The 17,332-nt window shown below is 56.1% G+C and carries 14 protein-coding genes and 1 pseudogene; 8 read left to right on the top strand and 7 right to left on the bottom strand.

Translation table 11 applies throughout. The annotated features are described in order from the left end of the window. Positions 1-14: 14 nt before the first annotated feature. The gene (locus ABLV11_RS10135; RefSeq protein WP_162098332.1) at positions 15-1,016 is read right to left on the bottom strand and encodes a LacI family DNA-binding transcriptional regulator; all 1,002 of its coding nucleotides are present in this window, start codon (positions 1,014-1,016) and stop codon (positions 15-17) included. Between the two features lie 303 nt (positions 1,017-1,319). On the opposite strand from ABLV11_RS10135, the gene ABLV11_RS10130 reads away from it, so the two are divergent. The 4 genes from ABLV11_RS10130 (at position 1,320) to ABLV11_RS10115 (ending at position 5,410) form a co-directional block, all read left to right on the top strand. After that, positions 1,320-2,657, top strand: coding sequence for a PTS transporter subunit EIIC (locus ABLV11_RS10130; RefSeq protein WP_126489513.1), 1,338 nt, complete (start codon positions 1,320-1,322; stop codon positions 2,655-2,657). 7 nt (positions 2,658-2,664) lie between these two features. Beyond that, complete coding sequence (locus ABLV11_RS10125) at positions 2,665-4,092, top strand: glycoside hydrolase family 1 protein (RefSeq protein ID WP_348855301.1); 1,428 nt, start codon at positions 2,665-2,667, stop codon at positions 4,090-4,092. Positions 4,093-4,160: 68 nt separating this feature from the next. Beyond that, the gene (locus ABLV11_RS10120; protein ID WP_004105268.1) at positions 4,161-4,934 is read left to right on the top strand and encodes a GntR family transcriptional regulator; all 774 of its coding nucleotides are present in this window, start codon (positions 4,161-4,163) and stop codon (positions 4,932-4,934) included. Continuing rightward, on the top strand, positions 4,931-5,410 hold the full coding sequence (locus ABLV11_RS10115; RefSeq protein ID WP_105889116.1) for a GNAT family N-acetyltransferase: 480 nt from the start codon (positions 4,931-4,933) through the stop codon (positions 5,408-5,410). The genes ABLV11_RS10120 and ABLV11_RS10115 overlap by 4 nt, the downstream gene beginning before the upstream one ends. Here the strand turns inward: ABLV11_RS10115 and galR are convergent. Further along, positions 5,371-6,387 carry an HTH-type transcriptional regulator GalR gene (gene galR / locus ABLV11_RS10110; protein ID WP_004105264.1) on the bottom strand — a complete coding sequence of 339 codons (1,017 nt, stop codon included), beginning with the start codon at positions 6,385-6,387 and terminating at the stop codon, positions 5,371-5,373. The genes ABLV11_RS10115 and galR overlap by 40 nt on opposite strands. Positions 6,388-7,009: 622 nt before the next feature. Between galR and aas the strand changes: the two genes are divergently transcribed. Together aas and lplT are read left to right on the top strand one after the other, a co-directional pair. Then, positions 7,010-9,169: a bifunctional acyl-ACP--phospholipid O-acyltransferase/long-chain-fatty-acid--ACP ligase gene (aas, locus tag ABLV11_RS10105; RefSeq protein ID WP_134883858.1), complete on the top strand. Its 2,160-nt coding sequence runs from the start codon at positions 7,010-7,012 to the stop codon at positions 9,167-9,169. After that, positions 9,162-10,355 carry a lysophospholipid transporter LplT gene (lplT, locus tag ABLV11_RS10100; protein ID WP_016809906.1) on the top strand — a complete coding sequence of 398 codons (1,194 nt, stop codon included), beginning with the start codon at positions 9,162-9,164 and terminating at the stop codon, positions 10,353-10,355. The genes aas and lplT overlap by 8 nt, the downstream gene beginning before the upstream one ends. Positions 10,356-10,565: 210 nt before the next feature. Here the strand turns inward: lplT and ABLV11_RS10095 are convergent, their stop codons facing one another. The 5 genes and pseudogenes from ABLV11_RS10095 to ABLV11_RS10075 all read right to left on the bottom strand — a co-directional run. Further along, the gene (locus ABLV11_RS10095; RefSeq protein WP_004105257.1) at positions 10,566-11,606 is read right to left on the bottom strand and encodes an NADP(H)-dependent aldo-keto reductase; all 1,041 of its coding nucleotides are present in this window, start codon (positions 11,604-11,606) and stop codon (positions 10,566-10,568) included. A 237-nt stretch (positions 11,607-11,843) separates the two neighbouring features. Next, on the bottom strand, positions 11,844-12,062 hold the full coding sequence (locus ABLV11_RS10090; RefSeq protein ID WP_004105255.1) for a YgdI/YgdR family lipoprotein: 219 nt from the start codon (positions 12,060-12,062) through the stop codon (positions 11,844-11,846). A 124-nt stretch (positions 12,063-12,186) separates the two neighbouring features. Next, on the bottom strand, positions 12,187-12,900 hold the full coding sequence (locus tag ABLV11_RS10085; RefSeq protein WP_004105253.1) for a TerC family protein: 714 nt from the start codon (positions 12,898-12,900) through the stop codon (positions 12,187-12,189). Between the two features lie 186 nt (positions 12,901-13,086). Further along, positions 13,087-13,782: a DNA mismatch repair endonuclease MutH gene (gene mutH / locus ABLV11_RS10080; RefSeq protein ID WP_348855300.1), complete on the bottom strand. Its 696-nt coding sequence runs from the start codon at positions 13,780-13,782 to the stop codon at positions 13,087-13,089. Between the two features lie 121 nt (positions 13,783-13,903). After that, positions 13,904-14,011, bottom strand: a pseudogene (locus ABLV11_RS10075) (hypothetical protein); the annotation flags it as partial. A 453-nt stretch (positions 14,012-14,464) separates the two neighbouring features. On the opposite strand from ABLV11_RS10075, the gene rppH reads away from it, so the two are divergent. Next, on the top strand, positions 14,465-14,995 hold the full coding sequence (gene rppH / locus ABLV11_RS10070; protein ID WP_004105248.1) for an RNA pyrophosphohydrolase: 531 nt from the start codon (positions 14,465-14,467) through the stop codon (positions 14,993-14,995). A 12-nt stretch (positions 14,996-15,007) separates the two neighbouring features. After that, positions 15,008-17,254: a phosphoenolpyruvate--protein phosphotransferase gene (gene ptsP / locus ABLV11_RS10065; protein WP_004105247.1), complete on the top strand. Its 2,247-nt coding sequence runs from the start codon at positions 15,008-15,010 to the stop codon at positions 17,252-17,254. Positions 17,255-17,332: the final 78 nt, after the last annotated feature.

The raw sequence follows: 17,332 nt of genomic DNA, 5'->3' as shown, positions 1-17,332 counted from the left end.
ATCGGGCCCGCTAATTATGCGTAATACGGCCCGGTGGTGACCGACTCGCGCAGCACCAGTTTGCCGGTAAACGGCGGTATGGTTTCGATCGGCTGACCGTTAGCCAGCTTGATCGCCTGATCGATAGCGGTAGTGATCATGTTATCGATCGGCAGATAGACCGTCGATAGCCCCGGTTCCAGCCATTTAGCGCTCGGCGCGTCATCAAAGCCAAACAGCGAAATATCCTGCGGGATCCGCAGCCCTGCCTGGTGCAGCGCCTTCGAAGCGCCCAGCGCCATATCATCGTTACAGGAAAACAGCGCGCTAAACGGCGTTTTCTCTTCCAGCAGCTCGCAGCAGAGTTCATAGCCGCGGCTCATAGTGGAGTCGCCGTATTTCACTTTCGCCGGATCCCACTTAATACCGTGCTTTTTCAGCGCGTTACGATAGCCTTCCAGGCGAGCTTTACCCGTCGGCGTGTGCATCGGCACGGTAATACAGGCGATATCGCGATGGCCCTGGGTTATCAGATATTCCACCGCCTGAAACGCTGCATCCTGCTGTTCGAAAAACACGCAGCGCTCTCTCGCCTGGCTTACATCACGGTTAATCACCACCAGCGGCATGTCGATGGATTCAATCAGCGACATGATTTTCTTTTCGCTCATATGGCGGGTGTAAAGCACGATAGCATCGCACTGGCGGTCGGCCAGCATCTGCACCGCCTCTTCTTCACGTTCCGGCGCATCGTGGCCGTCGGTAACGATCAGCTGTTTACCCCAGGCTTCCGTCTGGCGGGAAGCCTGCTGCAGCAGGCGGCCAAAATAGAAGCCGTCAAAGGTAGAAACCACCAGTCCGATACTGTTGCTGGTGCGGTTCGCCAGCGAGCGGGCGAGAAAATTAGGCCGATAGCCCAGCTCTTCCATCGCCTTAAAAACCTGTTGGCGGGTGCTCTCTTTCACCTGACCCGTGCCGTTCAACACGCGGGAAACCGTCGCTTTAGAGACGCCTGCGCGAATTGAGACATCCAGCATTGTAGCCATTCATCCGATTCCTGATATCACGTGGTAACCCGCAGTTTATCACAGACATTCAGGGGGATATGGCTTGATGGCGGCGCAAAAAACTATCGCGATCACGCTTTTACAGGAATTGATCGCGCGGAAAATAAAACTGTAAATGCGGTATGCCAATTTCCGCCTTTCTGGAATACCAATAAACGAGTTGGGAGCTTAATCACAGAACTTATTCTCACCAGTGGCTATTTTTTGGTATGCCAATAGGTGTTTGGCTGTACACCTGGTGCGCTAAAAGCCCTTAAAACTGAGGTATCCTCTATGGCATTGCAGGACAAACTGATCGACTCACTGGGGAGTTTCGCCACGAAATTCAACAGCTACCGCTACATCATGGCGATAAAATCCGCCTTTATTACCCTGATGCCGGTGATCATCGTTGGCGCCTTTTCGGTGCTGATCTCCAATATGGTGCTGGATCCAAAAAACGGCCTCGCCAGCTTTCAGGCGCTCTCTTTTCTGGCGGCGCTCAAACCTATTACCAGCGCGATCAACTACGCCACCCTTAACTTTCTCAATATTGGCGCGGTGTTCCTTATTGGCATTGAGCTGGGGCGGATTAACGGCATTAAGAGCCTGTTCCCCGGACTGCTGGCGGTGATCTGCTTTATCTGCGTCACGCCGACCACCGTCGAGATGATGGTCGACGGGCAAATGCATGAAGTGAAGGATGTCCTGCTGCGCCAGTTCTCCGATACCCGCAGCCTGTTCCTTGGCATGTTTATCGCTATTCTGTCGGTGGAGATCTACTGCTGGCTGGAGGGCCGTAAGGGGCTGAAGATTAAGATGCCGGATACCGTGCCGCCCAACGTATCGGCATCATTTTCCGCGCTGATCCCGGCCATTATCACCACCACGGTGATTGCCACCTTTGGCTTTATTTTTCATCAGGCGACCGGCATGTATCTGTATGACGCGGTCTATCAGGTGGTGCAGCAGCCGCTGGAGCGGGTGGTGCAAAGCCTGCCGGGGATCCTGCTGCTGATGTTTGTCGCGCAGCTGTTCTGGGTTATCGGCATTCACGGTAATCAGATGATCAAACCGATCCGCGAACCGCTGCTGCTGGGAGCCATTACCGTCAATATGAGCGCCTTTGAGCAGGGCAAAGAAGTGCCGAATATCATCACCATGCCGTTCTGGGATGTCTATATGAGCATTGGCGGATCGGGACTGACGATTGGTCTGCTGATTGCGGTGATGATTGCCACTAAACGCAAAGAGATGAAAGAGATCGCCAAGCTGTCGATTGGACCGGGCCTGTTCAATATCAACGAACCGGTCATTTTCGGGATGCCGATCATGCTCAATCCGATCCTCGCGATCCCCTTTATTATTACGCCGCTGGTAACCGGCAGCATCGGCTACTTCGCGACTGCCGCCGGTTTTGCCGGTAAAGCGGTGGTGATGATGCCCTGGACCACGCCGCCGCTGATCAACGCCTGGCTGTCAACGGCGGGCTCGATGGGCGCGGTGGTGACGCAGCTTATCTGCATCCTGACCGCGGTGCTTATCTACCTGCCGTTTGTCAAAATTGCTTCCCGTCGCGCGGAAAACGCCCAGCGTCAGGCGGACAACGCGCAAGCCAGCGAAAATGCATGAGGACACCATGACGACAGTAAAGATGGCCATTCCCCGCGACTTTATCCTCGGCGCCGCCGCTTCGGCGTGGCAAACCGAGGGCTGGAGCGGCAAGCAAGAGGGTCAGGATTCCTGGCCCGATCTCTGGTACAAGAACGACCGTCACGTCTGGCATAACGGCTACGGTCCGGCTGTGGCGACGGATTTTATCAACCGCTTCCGCGAAGATGTGCAGTTGATGAAGCTGGCCGGGCTCACCCACTACCGTACGTCGATAAACTGGTCGCGCTTTCTCACCGATTATGAAAACGTCACGGTCGATGAAGCCTATGCGACGTACTACGACCAGTTGTTCGATGAACTGCTGGCCAACGGCATCGAGCCGATGATCTGCCTTGAGCACTATGAACTCCCCGGCTATCTGCTGGAGCAGTACGGCGGTTGGGCGTCAAAAAAGGTGGTTGCGCTGTTTGTGCAGTATGCAGAGAAAGTTTTCGCCCGCTATCACCGCAAGGTTACGCGCTGGTTTACTTTCAATGAGCCGATCGTCGTGCAGACCCGCGTTTACCTGGACGCGCTGCGCTGGCCCTACGAGCAGAATACCGGCACCTGGATGCAGTGGAACCACCACAAGGTGCTGGCGACGGCAAAAGTGGTCCAGCTGTTCCGCGAGAAAGGCTATCGCGGCACGGTAGGTTGCATTCTTAACCCGGAGGTAACGTACCCGCGCTCAACAGCGCCGCATGACGTGCGCGCCGCCGAGCGCTACGATCTGTTCTATAACCGGATTTTTCTCGACCCGCTGGTCCACGGCGAATACCCGCCCGAGCTGCTGGCCCTGCTCGAACAGCACGAGGTTGCATGGGATTATCGAGCGGAAGAGCTGGCGATTATCCGCGAAAACACCGTCGATGAGCTGGGGATTAACCTTTACTATCCGCATCGCGTTAAAGCGCCATCGCGCGCCTGGCACCCGCAGACGCCGTTCCATCCGGCTTACTACTATGAGCCCTTTGAACTACCGGGACGGCGGATGAATAACTCCCGCGGCTGGGAAATTTATCCGCAAATCATTTTTGATATGGCGATGCGGATCAAACGGGACTATCGCAATATTCCGTGGTTCGTGGCGGAAAGCGGCATGGGTGTGGAAAACGAAGGGCAGTTTCGCAATAGCGAAGGCACTATCGCCGACGACTACCGGATCCGTTTTATCAGCGAGCATCTTTGGCAGACGCTGCGCGCGCGGGAAGCGGGAGCCAACTGCCTGGGTTACATGCTATGGGCATTTACCGATAACGTTTCGCCAATGAACGCCTTTAAAAACCGCTACGGGCTGATTGAAATCGATCTGCAAAATAATCGTGCCCGGCGGCCCAAGGCTTCCGCCAGCTGGTTCCGTAAGCTTGGCGAGAGTCGCGAATTGACGCTGGATATTGATGATGAGTGGCGCTAGCCGGGCTGAAATTTTGCTAAGATAGCGGCCGATATTGACTCGCAGGCTCATAACGCACAGGTGATATTGTGGAGAAGGCTATCATTCCGCCGGAAAAGAAACCCTACCAGGAAATAGGTGATGATTTACGCGCACAGATTGCGCAGGGGCGCTATCCCATCGGGTCGCGCCTGCCGCCGGAACGCAATATCGCCGAGACCTACGGCGTGAGCCGCACCATCGTCCGTGAAGCGCTGTTGATGCTGGAGCTGCAGGGGACGGTTGATATCCGCCAGGGCTCAGGGGTGTATGTGATGCGCATCCCGCACGAGGACGATAGTGAGGAAGAACAGATGCTGAGCAGCGACGTCGGGCCCTTCGAAATCCTGCAGGCTCGCCAGCTGCTGGAGAGCAACATCGCCGCCTTTGCCGCCAAAATGGCCACCCGCGCCGATATCGATAACCTGAAGCGCATTATCGAGCAGGAGCAGCGGGCCATTGCCGCTAACGATACCAGCCAGGACAACGCCCGGCTGTTTCACCTGGTGCTGGCCGGCGCGACGCAAAATCAGATGCTGCTGGCGACGGTCGAGCGCATCTGGCTGCAGATGGACAGCAGCCCGCTGTGGCAGCAGTTCAACGTGCACATTGCCAGCCGGGCGTATCGCCTGAAGTGGCTCGGCGATCGGCAAACGCTTCTCGCCGCCCTGCGTCGTCGCGATGTGATGGGGGCCTGGCAGGCTATGTGGCAGCATCTCGAAAACGTTAAAAACAGTCTGCTGGAGCTGTCCGATGAAGACGCGCCGGACTTTGATGGCTACCTCTTTGAATCGGTGCCTATTTTTCAGGGAAAGCTGGTGTGATGATCCAACCCCTCTACGCCGCGCCGCAGCACGCTTCACGCGTGACGGAATGGCTATGGCGGGCTTTTGGCGGTGAAACGCTGCCGCAGGCGTTCTTCGCCAGTATTGTCGGGCATAGCCAGACGCCGGGGGCGCTGCCGATGACCTTTATTGCCGCTGAGGGGGAGACGCTGTTAGGCACCGTCGGCCTGTGGCGCTGCGATTTAATCAGCCGTCAGGACCTTTATCCATGGATGGCGGCGCTCTACGTGGCTCCTGAAGCGCGCGGGCAGGGGCTGGCCGGGAAACTACAGCAGCACGTTATCGACTATGCCCGAAAGCAGGGCTATGGCGAGCTGTTTCTCTACTCCGCCTGCCGCGATTTTTATGAACGTTTCGGCTGGCTGTACATCGGCGAAGGCCTGGATTATCCGGCCGCCGCCGTCAGTTTATACCGCTACGATTTGTCGCTATCGAGAGGCGCAATCACCGAGTGACGGCGGACCAGCGTAGGGCTGAAAAGATGCGTTATCTCCGGCGGAGGCCGATGTTCCGCCAGCGCTAATGCCAGCTCAGCGGCCTGAGTCGCCATGGTGATAATCGGATAGCGCACGGTAGTCAGCCGCGGCCGCACGTAGCGTGAAATCAGCACGTCATCAAAACCAATCAGCGAAATCTCGCGCGGCACATCAATCCCGTTATCGTTCAGGACGCCCATCGCGCCGGCGGCCATTGAGTCGTTATAGCAGGCGACGGCGGTAAAATTTCTGCCGCGGCCCAGCAGCTCGGTCATAGCCAGTTCGCCGCCGCTCTCATCGGGTTCGGCAAAGGTCACCAGCCGATCGTTGCACGGCAGGTTGCTCTCTTTTAACGCCGAATAGTAGCCCTGCAGCCGATCTTCGGCATCGGAAATGGCGTGGTTTGAGCAGAGATAGCCGATACGAGTGTGCCCCTGCTGAATCAGGTGGCGGGTAGCGAGCCACGCGCCGTAGCGGTCATCCAGCGCCACGCAGCGCTGCTCGAAGCCGGGCAGGATACGGTTAATCAGCACCATGCCGGGGATTTGCTTCATCAGCGAGGCCAGCTCGTCGTCGGGGATAATTTTGGCATGAACCACCAGCGCAGCGCAGCGGTGGCGGATCAGCTGTTCAATCGCCTGACGCTCTTTGTGAAGGCTGTGATAGCCGTTGCCGATCAGCAAAAAATTGCCGGTATTGTAGGCAACCTGCTCGACGGCTTTGACCATCGCGCCGAAGAAGGGGTCGGAGACATCACCCACCACCAGGCCGACGGTTTCCGTTGACTGCTGCGCCAGCGCGCGGGCGTTGGCGTTGGGGTGATAATTTAGCGTTTCCATCGCCGCGCCTACTGACTGGCGCGAGGCTTCACTGGCTTTCGGTGAATTGTTAATCACGCGGGAGACGGTAGCGACAGAAACGCCTGCGAGTCGGGCTACATCTTTAATGGTCGCCATACCAGACCTTTTGCAGGGTAAGCGTTTACATACCGGTTATGGTACGGGAAAGCGCGGCAGATTCAAGGCCTGGTCGTTTCAGGTTAATGCAATTGTGACGCAGATTAGCGTTGCCGGTGAAATAGTTACCCACAGGGGAACGGAGAATGATACCGGGAAACGATAATTCACACCTTTGCTTACACTTTGCGATTAGCTGTTGCGAATGTTCGCTGGTTAACCCATTCAGTGCATTGATACTCTGGCTATCCCAGAGGTATTGATAGGTGGAGTCGACTTCAGGTTGACCACTCTAATTACACCAGCCTGCGCAGATGCGCAGGTTTTTTTTTGCCTGCCGCTGCCGTTGTTACAGTTAGCGAAAATAGCAATAACTGGTTGCACTTAGGCTTATTCCCTTGCGTTTTATGGCTGGCACCGGCGGAGGAAAAAACGAGACAATCAGGATCCCAGAGGTATTGATTGGTGAGTTTTTTACGTACGCTCTTCGTACTGATTATCTTGCACCGACCTGCGCGGATGCGCAGGTTTTTTTTGTCCTGAATTCCGCTCCCCACACTGCATTTCCCGCCGCTTCTCGTGTAACCTGCTTTGACTGATTAACCGGTCAAACGGAGTTGTTATGCTTTTGGGATTTTTTAGACTGCTATTCAAAGGATTGTATCGGGTAAGGCTTACCGGTGACACGCAGGCGCTGTACCAGCAAAAGGTACTGATCACCCCAAACCATGTCTCTTTTATTGACGGCGTTCTGCTGGCGCTTTTCCTGCCGGTGCGCCCGGTCTTTGCGGTCTATTCCTCGATTAGCGAGCGCTGGTTTATGCGCGCGCTAAAGCCGCTGATTGATTTTGTCCCGCTGGATCCCACCAAACCGATGTCGATAAAGCATCTGGTACGCCTCATTGAGCAGGGGCGCCCGGTGGTGATTTTTCCGGAAGGGCGCATTTCGGTGAGCGGTTCGCTGATGAAGATTTACGACGGCGCGGCCTTTGTAGCGGCGAAGTCGCAGGCAACCATAGTGCCGCTGAGAATCGAAGGCGCCGAATTAACCCATTTTAGCCGTCTGAAGGGGCTGGTCAGACGCCGCCTGTTCCCGCGCATTCAGCTGCACCTGCTGCCGCCGACCCGTTTGCCGATGCCCGAGGCGCCGCGCGCCCGCGACCGGCGAAAAATTGCCGGTGAGATGCTGCATCAGATCATGATGGAGGCGCGGATGGCGGTGCGCCCGCGCGAAACGCTGTACGAGTCGCTGCTGGCGGCCCAGGACCGCTTCGGCGCGCGTAAAAACTGCGTGGAAGATATCAACTTTCAGCCGGACACCTACCGCAAGCTGCTGACCAAAACCCTGTTCGTGGCGCGTATTCTGGAAAAATACAGCGCTCAGGGCGAAAAAATCGGCCTGATGCTGCCGAATGCAGGAATTAGCGCGGCGGTGATTTTCGGCGCGATCGCCCGTGGACGGATCCCGGCGATGATGAACTATACCGCCGGAGTGAAAGGCCTGAGCAGCGCCATTACCGCGGCGGAAATCAAAACCATCTTTACCTCACGCACCTTTCTCGATAAAGGCAAGCTCTGGCACCTGCCGGAGCAGTTGACTCAGGTACGCTGGGTGTTTCTCGAAGATTTAAAAGGCGACGTTACCGCCGCCGATAAGCTGTGGATTTTTGGCCATCTGCTGATGCCGAAGCTGGCGCAAGTGAAGCAGGAGCCGGAAGATGCGGCGATGATCCTGTTTACCTCCGGCTCGGAAGGCAATCCGAAAGGAGTGGTACATAGCCACAAGAGCCTGCTGGCCAACGTCGAACAGATTAAAACAATTGCCGACTTTACCGCTAACGACCGCTTTATGTCGGCGTTGCCGCTGTTCCACTCCTTTGGCCTGACGGTCGGCCTGCTGACCCCGCTGTTTACCGGCGCGGAAGTCTTCCTCTATCCCAGTCCGTTACACTACCGCGTGGTGCCGGAACTGGTATATGACCGTAACTGTACCGTGCTGTTCGGCACCTCCACCTTCCTCGGCAACTACGCTCGCTTTGCAAATCCCTATGATTTCTATCGCCTGCGTTACGTTGTCGCCGGCGCAGAGAAGCTGCAGGAGAGCACGAAGCAGATCTGGCAGGACAAGTTTGGTCTGCGCATTCTTGAAGGCTACGGCGTCACCGAATGCGCGCCGGTGGTGTCGATTAACGTGCCGATGGCGGCAAAAGTGGGCACCGTTGGCCGAATTCTGCCTGGAATGGATGCGCGTTTGTTGGCGATGCCCGGAATTGAAGAGGGAGGCCGGCTGCAGCTTAAAGGGCCGAACATCATGAACGGCTATCTGCGAGTGGAAAATCCGGGCGTACTGGAAGCGCCCGCGGCGGAGAATCAGCACGGAGAAGTGGAAAACGGCTGGTACGACACCGGAGATATCGTCAGCTTTGACGAGCAGGGCTACGTGCGGATACAGGGCCGCGCGAAGCGCTTTGCCAAAATCGCCGGCGAGATGGTGTCGCTGGAGATGGTCGAGCAGGTGGCGCTGGCGGTTTCGCCGGACAAAATGCACGCCACGGCGATTAAACAGGACGCCAGCAAAGGCGAGGCGCTGGTGCTGTTTACCACCGATAATGAACTGAATCGTGAAAAACTGCTGCGCTATGCCCGCGAACACGGCGTACCGGAGCTGGCGGTACCGCGCGACATTCGCTGGCTGAAGCAGCTCCCGGTATTGGGCAGCGGCAAGCCGGACTTTGTCACTCTTAAAAGTATGGTTGATCGGACGGAAGATTCGGATGAGTGAGTCAGTACACACTAACAATTCGCTGTACTCGAAAGGAATGATAGCGGTTATCTGCGCCCAGTTTCTCTCAGCATTCGGCGACAACGCGCTGCTGTTCGCTACCCTGGCGCTGATGAAGCAGCTGTTCTACCCGGAGTGGAGCCAGCCGGTATTACAGATGTTGTTTGTGGGCGCTTACATTCTTTTTGCGCCGTTTGTCGGGCAATTTGCTGATAGCTTCGCTAAGGGACGAGTGATGATGGTAGCCAACGGCCTGAAGCTTATCGGCGCGGGCTGCATCTGCTTCGGCGTGAATCCGTTTCTCGGCTATACCCTGGTCGGTATCGGCGCCGCCGCCTATTCTCCGGCTAAATACGGCATCCTTGGCGAGCTGACCACCGGCGATAAGTTAGTGAAAGCGAATGGCCTGATGGAGTCATCCACCATTGCGGCGATCCTGCTCGGCTCGATGGCGGGCGGTATTCTCGCCGACTGGCACGTTGTGGCGGCGCTCAGCGTCTGCGCGGTGGTGTACGCCGGGGCGGTCGTTGCCAACCTGTGGATCCCGAAGTTGCCCGCGGCGCGTCCGGGGCAATCCTGGCGCTTCAGGCCGATGACCCACAGCTTTTTCAGCGCCTGTACGACCCTATGGCGCAACGGCGAAACCCGCTTTTCATTAGTCGGCACCAGCTTGTTCTGGGGAGCGGGCGTGACGCTGCGCTTTCTGCTGGTGCTGTGGGTCCCGGTAGCGCTGGGCATTACCAGCAACGCGATGCCGACCTACCTTAACGCGATGGTGGCGGTGGGGATCGTGCTGGGAGCTGGCGCGGCGGCGAAGCTGGTGACGCTGGAAACGGTGTCGCGCTGTATGCCTGCCGGGATATTAATTGGCGTGGCGGTCATCTTTTTCGCCATTCAGCAGGCGCTGCTGCCGGCGTTTGCTCTGCTGCTGCTGCTCGGCGCGTTTGGCGGCTTCTTTATCGTGCCGCTCAATGCGCTGCTCCAGGAGCGCGGCAAGCATACGGTCGGCGCGGGCAACGCTATCGCGGTGCAGAACCTGGGCGAAAACGTGGCGATGCTGCTGATGCTGGGGCTCTATTCGCTGGCGGTGAGCATCGGCATTCCGGTGGTCGGCGTGGGGATGGGTTTTGGCGTAGTGTTCGCGCTGGCAATTACCGCTCTGTGGATCTGGGGACGGCGCAAATAACATCCCCGCATGCGCAGCGCTTAGCCAGGCTGCCGTTCCGTGCCTGCGGCGATGTTGTAGCCCGGATAAGGCGTCAGCCGCAATCCGGGAGCTTTTAGAACTTGTAGCCCGAAAAGATGCTTAGCATCGCCTCCGGGAAAGAGGCCTGTATGGTTGCGCCATTTTGTCGCCCAGACAAGGCGTTCACGCCGCGACCGGGACTTTACGCTCTTACGGCGCCGGGTAGGTATAGACCTGATGCACCGCTTCAATCTCCGCTAACACCTCTGCGCTCAGCTCCAGATGGAGGCTTTCGACGTTGGTTTTCAGCTGTTCCATGGTCGTCGCGCCCAGCAGGGTACTGGCGACAAACGGCTGACGACGCACGAAGGCCAGCGCCATTTGTGCCGGGTCAAGGTTATGCCGCTTCGCGATATCGACATAGGCCGCCACCGCTTTTTGCGTTTGCTCGCCGCTATAGCGCGTAAAACGGCTGAACAGCGTATTGCGCGCGCCGGCCGGTTTTGCGCCATTGAGGTACTTCCCGGTCAGCGTACCGAACGCGAGGCAGGAATAGGCCAGCAGTTCAACGCCTTCATACTGGCTAACTTCCGCCAGGCCCACTTCATAGCTGCGGTTCACCAGGCTGTACGGGTTCTGGATCGTCACAATGCGCGGCAGGTCGTGTTTATCCGCAAGATGAAGGTAACGCATGACGCCAAATGCTGTTTCGTTGGAAACGCCGATATAGCGAATTTTGCCGGCACGCTGGAATTCAGCCAGAGCATCCAGCGTATCCAGGAGAGTGACGACCGGCGCGGAATCGGCCCAGGTGTAGCCCAGTTTGCCGAAACAGTTGGTTGGGCGCTGCGGCCAGTGTACCTGATAGAGATCAAGATAATCGGTCTGCAGGCGCTTCAGGCTGTCGTGAAGCGCCTCGCGGATATTTTTACGATCCAGCTTGTGGTCAGGACGGATGCTGCTGTCGTTATTGCGGGCAGGGCCGCTGACTTTAGAGGCGATAACCAGCTTCTCGCGGTTACCGCGCTTCGCCAGCCAGTTACCGACGTAGGTTTCCGTCAGACCCTGGGTTTCCGGGCGCGGCGGGACGGGATACATTTCAGCGACATCGATCAGGTTTATGCCCTGGCTCACGGCGTAATCGAGCTGCTCATGGGCGTCTGCCTCGCTATTCTGCTCACCAAACGTCATTGTGCCCAGCCCCAGCGTGCTGATTTCAAGAGAACTGTGTGGGATACGGTGATACTGCATAGCCGGCTTCCTTTTTTTATCAACAAGGTCAGGCGTTCCCCGACAAAGGAATATAAAAATGGCAGAGGGGAAGAAAAAGGGGAAGTAAAAAAAACAAAAAAGCCGGGCTGGCGGAATCAGGCCTGACGAATCCTCACGGACAGATCAGGTGTATCCCGACTTTTATTTTAATGCTGAAGAATATTGAAACCTGCTCAGGCGAGCGATAAAGGAGCCATCGCTGCGTAGCGGCGAGTCTTAACGTTTAATAATCTGCGAAACGTCATCACGATTGATCTGCATTTTATTACCCTGCTGATCTTCGTAGCTGATAAGGCCGGTATCGTCGTCTATAGCGGGTTTGCCGTCAGTCAGAATCATGCGACCATCTTTGGTTGCCATGACGTAATCGCTGCTGCAACCTGAAACCGAGAACGCCAGTCCTACGGCGGAAATCAATACTGCCCATTTTTTCATCGTTATCACCCCTATTATAGCCGCACCTCGTACCAGTATATTAATAGCCTGATTTGTGAGACATAAAAAGCAGTTAAGTCTTAAAAAAAGATTGCAGCCCGTTTCAGGGCTGCATTTTAGCGCTCTACAGCGGATTTTTTTTATTTCGCAGCAGGTTGAGGCTCTCAACCGCAATCGAGAAGAACATAGCGAAATAGATGTAACCTTTCGGCACGTGCACGTCGAAACTTTCGAGCATCAGCGTAAAGCCGACAAGGATCAAAAACGACAGCGCGAGCATTTTTACCGAAGGGTGGCGATCGACAAAATCGCCTATCGAGCGGGCGGCAACCATCATCACCAGCACCGCGATAACTACTGCCGCCATCATTATAAACAGATGATCCGACAGCCCAACGGCGGTAATGACCGAATCGAGGCTGAAAATAATATCCAGCAGCATAATCTGCACGATAGCGCCCATAAATGAATGGACGTTGGTTTTCAGCCCTTCTTCTTCGCCTTCGATGGATTCGTGGATCTCTTTACTCGCTTTCCAGATCAGAAACAGCCCGCCGAGCAGCAGGATCAGATCGCGAAAAGAGATCTCCTGACCTAATACGGTAAAGAGAGGGTTAGTGAGCTTGACGACCCAAGCGATTGACGCCAGCAGCGCCAGACGCATGATCATCGCGCCCATCAGCCCAATGCGGCGGGCATGTGCCCGTTGCGCCGTGGGCAGCTTAGCGACCACCAGAGAGAGGAAAATAATATTATCGATCCCGAGCACTATCTCCAGCAGCGTCAGCGTACCAAGCGCCAGCCAGGCGTTAGGATCGGTTACCCATGCAAATAACATCGTTCAAAGTCCTGCAAAATAGAAAGAAGCAATTATATGCAACCGTCATGGCAGAACAAAAAATTAATCATCATCCAGGCCGTTCAGCTTTGGTTTCCCTTATTGTTAGCCGATTGCGCTGAACCTGGTCGCGTAAGGTTTCTACGCTTCGGCAGGCGTTTAATGACCGCCGTGAAGCAAGCCGATTTATTTAGGGTAAAGAAGAAAATGGCGGGCGAGCAGGGCGGCGGTAAAATTTTTCTTCAGATAGAAACCGCGCGGTAAGGTGAGGATCGGTTCGCCGCGGGCGCCTACGGCCTCGGTCAGCGCTTTGCTGTTGGCCGCTTTCGGGCGCAGCTGCAGAACTTCGCCGTGGCGAGCGGTGATACGTTCGACCTGGCCAAGGACGATCAGGTCCATCAGCTCTTCCCAATCCATACGTAGCTGTCGCTCTTCTTCTTCGCTGGGGCTCCACAGCAGCGGAGCCCCAACGTGGCGGTCGGCTAAAGGGATCGCGCGATCGCCCTCTACCGGTACCCACAGCACGCGCTTAAGCTTGTGACGAACGTGGCTGCTCTCCCAGGTAACGCCGCTGTTGCCGGTTAGCGGCGCGACGCAGACGAAGGTGGTTTCTAGCGGCCGGCCAAAAGCATCGATGGGAATCGTTTTCAGCTCAACGCCGAGGGCGGCGAAATCCTGCTCTGGCTTGCTGCCTGCGCTCGCCCCCAGCCATATTTCCAGCAGAATACCGATCCAGCCTTTATCACGTTTTAAATCGCGCGGAATGGGAATTCCGGCAAGCATCGCCAGCTCTCCCAGCGAATAGCCTGCCAGCTGCTGCGCCTGGGCCAGCAGTTGCGCCTGGCTTTGCGGGGGGGATAACAGCGGCGCGATGGTCGACATAACGTAAAACCTCTGGCTAAAAAATGAGCGGTAATTTCATCCGTTGTGGATAGAGTTTACCTTTTCTTGGGTAAGTATGACAATTTGATGATTCATATAGCTTTTTTTGCGATTTTTTGCCGCGATGAAATTTGTAAAACCGGGTTTTCCAGAACTGGTCACCGACAATGAACAGGATCTTACACCATGTTATCCACAGAAAAATGGGATAACTGGGGAAAAGCCCCACTACTGTTTCCATTTACAGCCTTGACGTGAGAGGAAAATCGAGTTTTTAGACAAAATATGCCCAGAGCGCTTGCGTAATCTGTGGATAAAACCAACATTGCTCGATCTTTCATCAGTTCCAGGATCGCTTATGTGATGATCGTCACGTTATGCAGTGGATTATGAAATTTTACCATGCTAACTTAATGAAAATTAGGTCATTATTATCGAGGGTTATGACTACGCCGTTCGGATGATTCCGGGTTTTCCCTGGTTAATTCCGTACTTCTTCACAACTCTATCCACAGAAAAAGTGAATAAAATCGTCCGGGTACGGCTTTCGCTGTTTATAACTCCGGGTATTACTGTGAGTTATTCAAATGTTATTCGATCTCATCGCCCTCACAGAGTGGTTTACCGTTTCCAGCGAGTGTGAAACAATCATTCACATTGAAGCTTATTTTGAGGTAGTCCGGTGATTGATGACGATGGCTACCGCCCAAATGTCGGTATTGTAATCTGTAATCGCCAGGGCCAGGTTATGTGGGCCAGGCGCTATGGTCAGCACTCGTGGCAGTTCCCGCAAGGGGGCATAAATCCAGGAGAATCAGCAGAGCAGGCGATGTATCGGGAATTGTTCGAAGAAGTCGGGCTTAGCCGCAAAGATGTGCGGATCCTCGCTTCAACCCGTAACTGGTTGCGTTACAAATTGCCTAAACGTTTGGTGCGTTGGGACACAAAGCCGGTATGTATCGGCCAGAAACAGAAGTGGTTTCTCCTGCAATTGATAGGCAGTGATGCAGATGTCAATATGCAAACCAGCAGTACACCTGAGTTTGATGGCTGGCGATGGGTAAGCTACTGGTACCCGGTGCGTCAGGTGGTGTCGTTTAAGCGCGACGTATACCGCAGGGTGATGAAAGAGTTTGCCAGCGTCACAATGGCGCTGGCGGAAAACACGCCTAAGCCGCAAAGCGCGCCTGCATATCGACGTAAAAGAGGTTAAGCCACGCACATTATGCTCACTCGGTTGCGAGAAATAGTCGAGAAGGTCGCGAGTGCGCCACGTTTAAACGAGGCGCTGGATATCCTGGTAACCGATATCTGCGCTGCGATGGAGACGGAAGTTTGTTCGGTTTATCTGGCTGATCATGACCGACGCTGTTATTACCTAATGGCGACGCGCGGGTTGAAAAAGCCCCGCGGGCGCATCGTTGCGCTTGCTTTTGATGAAGGACTGGTCGGCCTGGTCGGTCGCCTGGCGGAACCCATCAACCTCGCCGACGCGCAAAAGCACCCCAGCTTTAAATATATTCCTGCCGTAAAAGAGGGCCGCTTTCGCGCTTTCCTCGGGGTGCCGATTATCCAGCGGCGTCAGCTGCTCGGCGTGCTGGTGGTACAGCAGCGCGAGCTGCGCCAGTTTGACGAAAGCGAAGAGTCTTTTCTTGTCACGCTGGCCACGCAAATCGCCGGCATTCTCTCCCAGTCCCAGCTAAACGCGCTATTTGGTCAGTATCGTCAGACCCGCATCCGCGCGCTGCCCGCATCGTCCGGCGTAGCAATTGCCGAAGGCTGGATGGACGTCAGCCTGCCGCTGATGGAGCAGGTTTATGAAGCCTCAACCCTCGATACCGCTTCCGAGCGCGAGCGGCTGACCGGCGCGCTGGAAGAGGCGGCGAATGAGTTTCGCCGCTACAGCAAACGCTACTCTGCCGGTGCGCAGAAAGAGACGGCGGCCATTTTTGACCTCTATTCACACCTGCTCTCTGACGCGCGCCTGCGCCGCGAGCTGTTTGCCGAAGTGGATAAAGGCGCGGTGGCCGAATGGGCGGTGAAGAAGATCATCGAGAAATTCGCCGAACAGTTTGCCGCGCTCAGCGATGGCTATCTGAAAGAGCGCGCGGGCGATCTGCGCACGCTGGGCCAGCGGCTGCTTTTCCATCTCGACGACAGTATTCAGGGGCCAAATACCTGGCCGGAGCGCATCGTGCTGGTGGCGGATGAACTGTCGGCCACCACCTTAGCGGAGGTTCCTCAGGATCGTTTAGCCGGCGTGGTGGTGCGCGATGGCGCGGCGAACTCCCATGCCGCGATTATGGTCCGCGCGTTGGGCATTCCGACGGTGATGGGGGCGGATATCCAGCCTTCGTTGCTGCACGGCCATACGCTGATTGTCGATGGCTATCGCGGCGAGCTGCTGGTCGACCCGGAGCCGGTGCTGCTGCAAGAGTATCAGCGCCTGATCAGCGAAGAAAACGAGCTTAGCCGCCTGGCAGAGGACGATCTTGAACGCGCTTCGGAACTGAAAAGCGGCGAGCGGGTAAAAGTGATGCTCAACGCGGGCCTGAGCCCCGAGCATGAAGAAAAGCTCGGCAACTTCGTCGACGGGATTGGACTTTACCGTACCGAAATCCCCTTTATGCTGCAAAGCGGCTTCCCCTCTGAAGAGGAGCAGGTTGCCCAATATCAGGGCATGCTGCAGATGTTCAACGATAAATCGGTGACGCTGCGCACGCTGGACATCGGCGCGGACAAACAGCTGCCGTACATGCCGATCAGCGAAGAGAACCCGTGTCTTGGCTGGCGTGGGATTCGGATCACGCTCGATCAGCCGGAGATCTTTCTGGTTCAGGTCCGCGCGATGCTGCGTGCCAACGCGGCGACCGGAAACCTCAGCATCCTGCTGCCGATGGTTACCAGCCTCGATGAAGTGGATGAGGCTCGTCGCCTGATCGATCGCGCCAGCCGCGAAGTGGAAGAGATGATCGGCTACGCCATTCCCCGCCCGCGTCTTGGCGTGATGCTGGAAGTGCCGTCGATGGTCTTTATGCTGCCGCAGCTGGCGAACCGCGTCGATTTTATTTCCGTCGGCACCAACGATCTGACCCAGTACATTCTGGCGGTGGATCGCAATAATACCCGGGTCGCCAGTATGTATGACAGCCTGCATCCTGGGGTTCTGCGGGCGCTGGCGATGATCGCCCGCGACGCCGAGCGTTTTGGTATCGATCTGCGCCTGTGCGGAGAAATGGCGGGCGATCCGATGTGCGTGACGATCCTGATTGGCATGGGTTATCGTCATCTGTCGATGAACGGCCGTTCGGTGGCGAGAGTGAAGTACCTGCTGCGGCGCATCGATATCAATGAAGCTCAGGAGCTTTCACAGCGAAGCCTGGAAGCGCAGATGACCGCCGAAGTGCGCCATCAGGTCGCGGCATTTATGGAACGACGAGGACTCGGCGGCCTGATTCGCGGCGGCCGTTAGCGCGGGCTACGGTTCAAGAATTTGTAGATACTGTTATGCCATGCAAGCATTTTTCGTATGCAGTGTGGCATCGAACGG

This window comes from Klebsiella sp. GW_Kp181 (assembly GCF_040062315.1).
In the GTDB taxonomy this organism is placed as follows: Bacteria; Pseudomonadota; Gammaproteobacteria; order Enterobacterales; family Enterobacteriaceae; genus Klebsiella; species Klebsiella oxytoca.
This window is presented reverse-complemented; position numbering and strand designations above follow the sequence as displayed.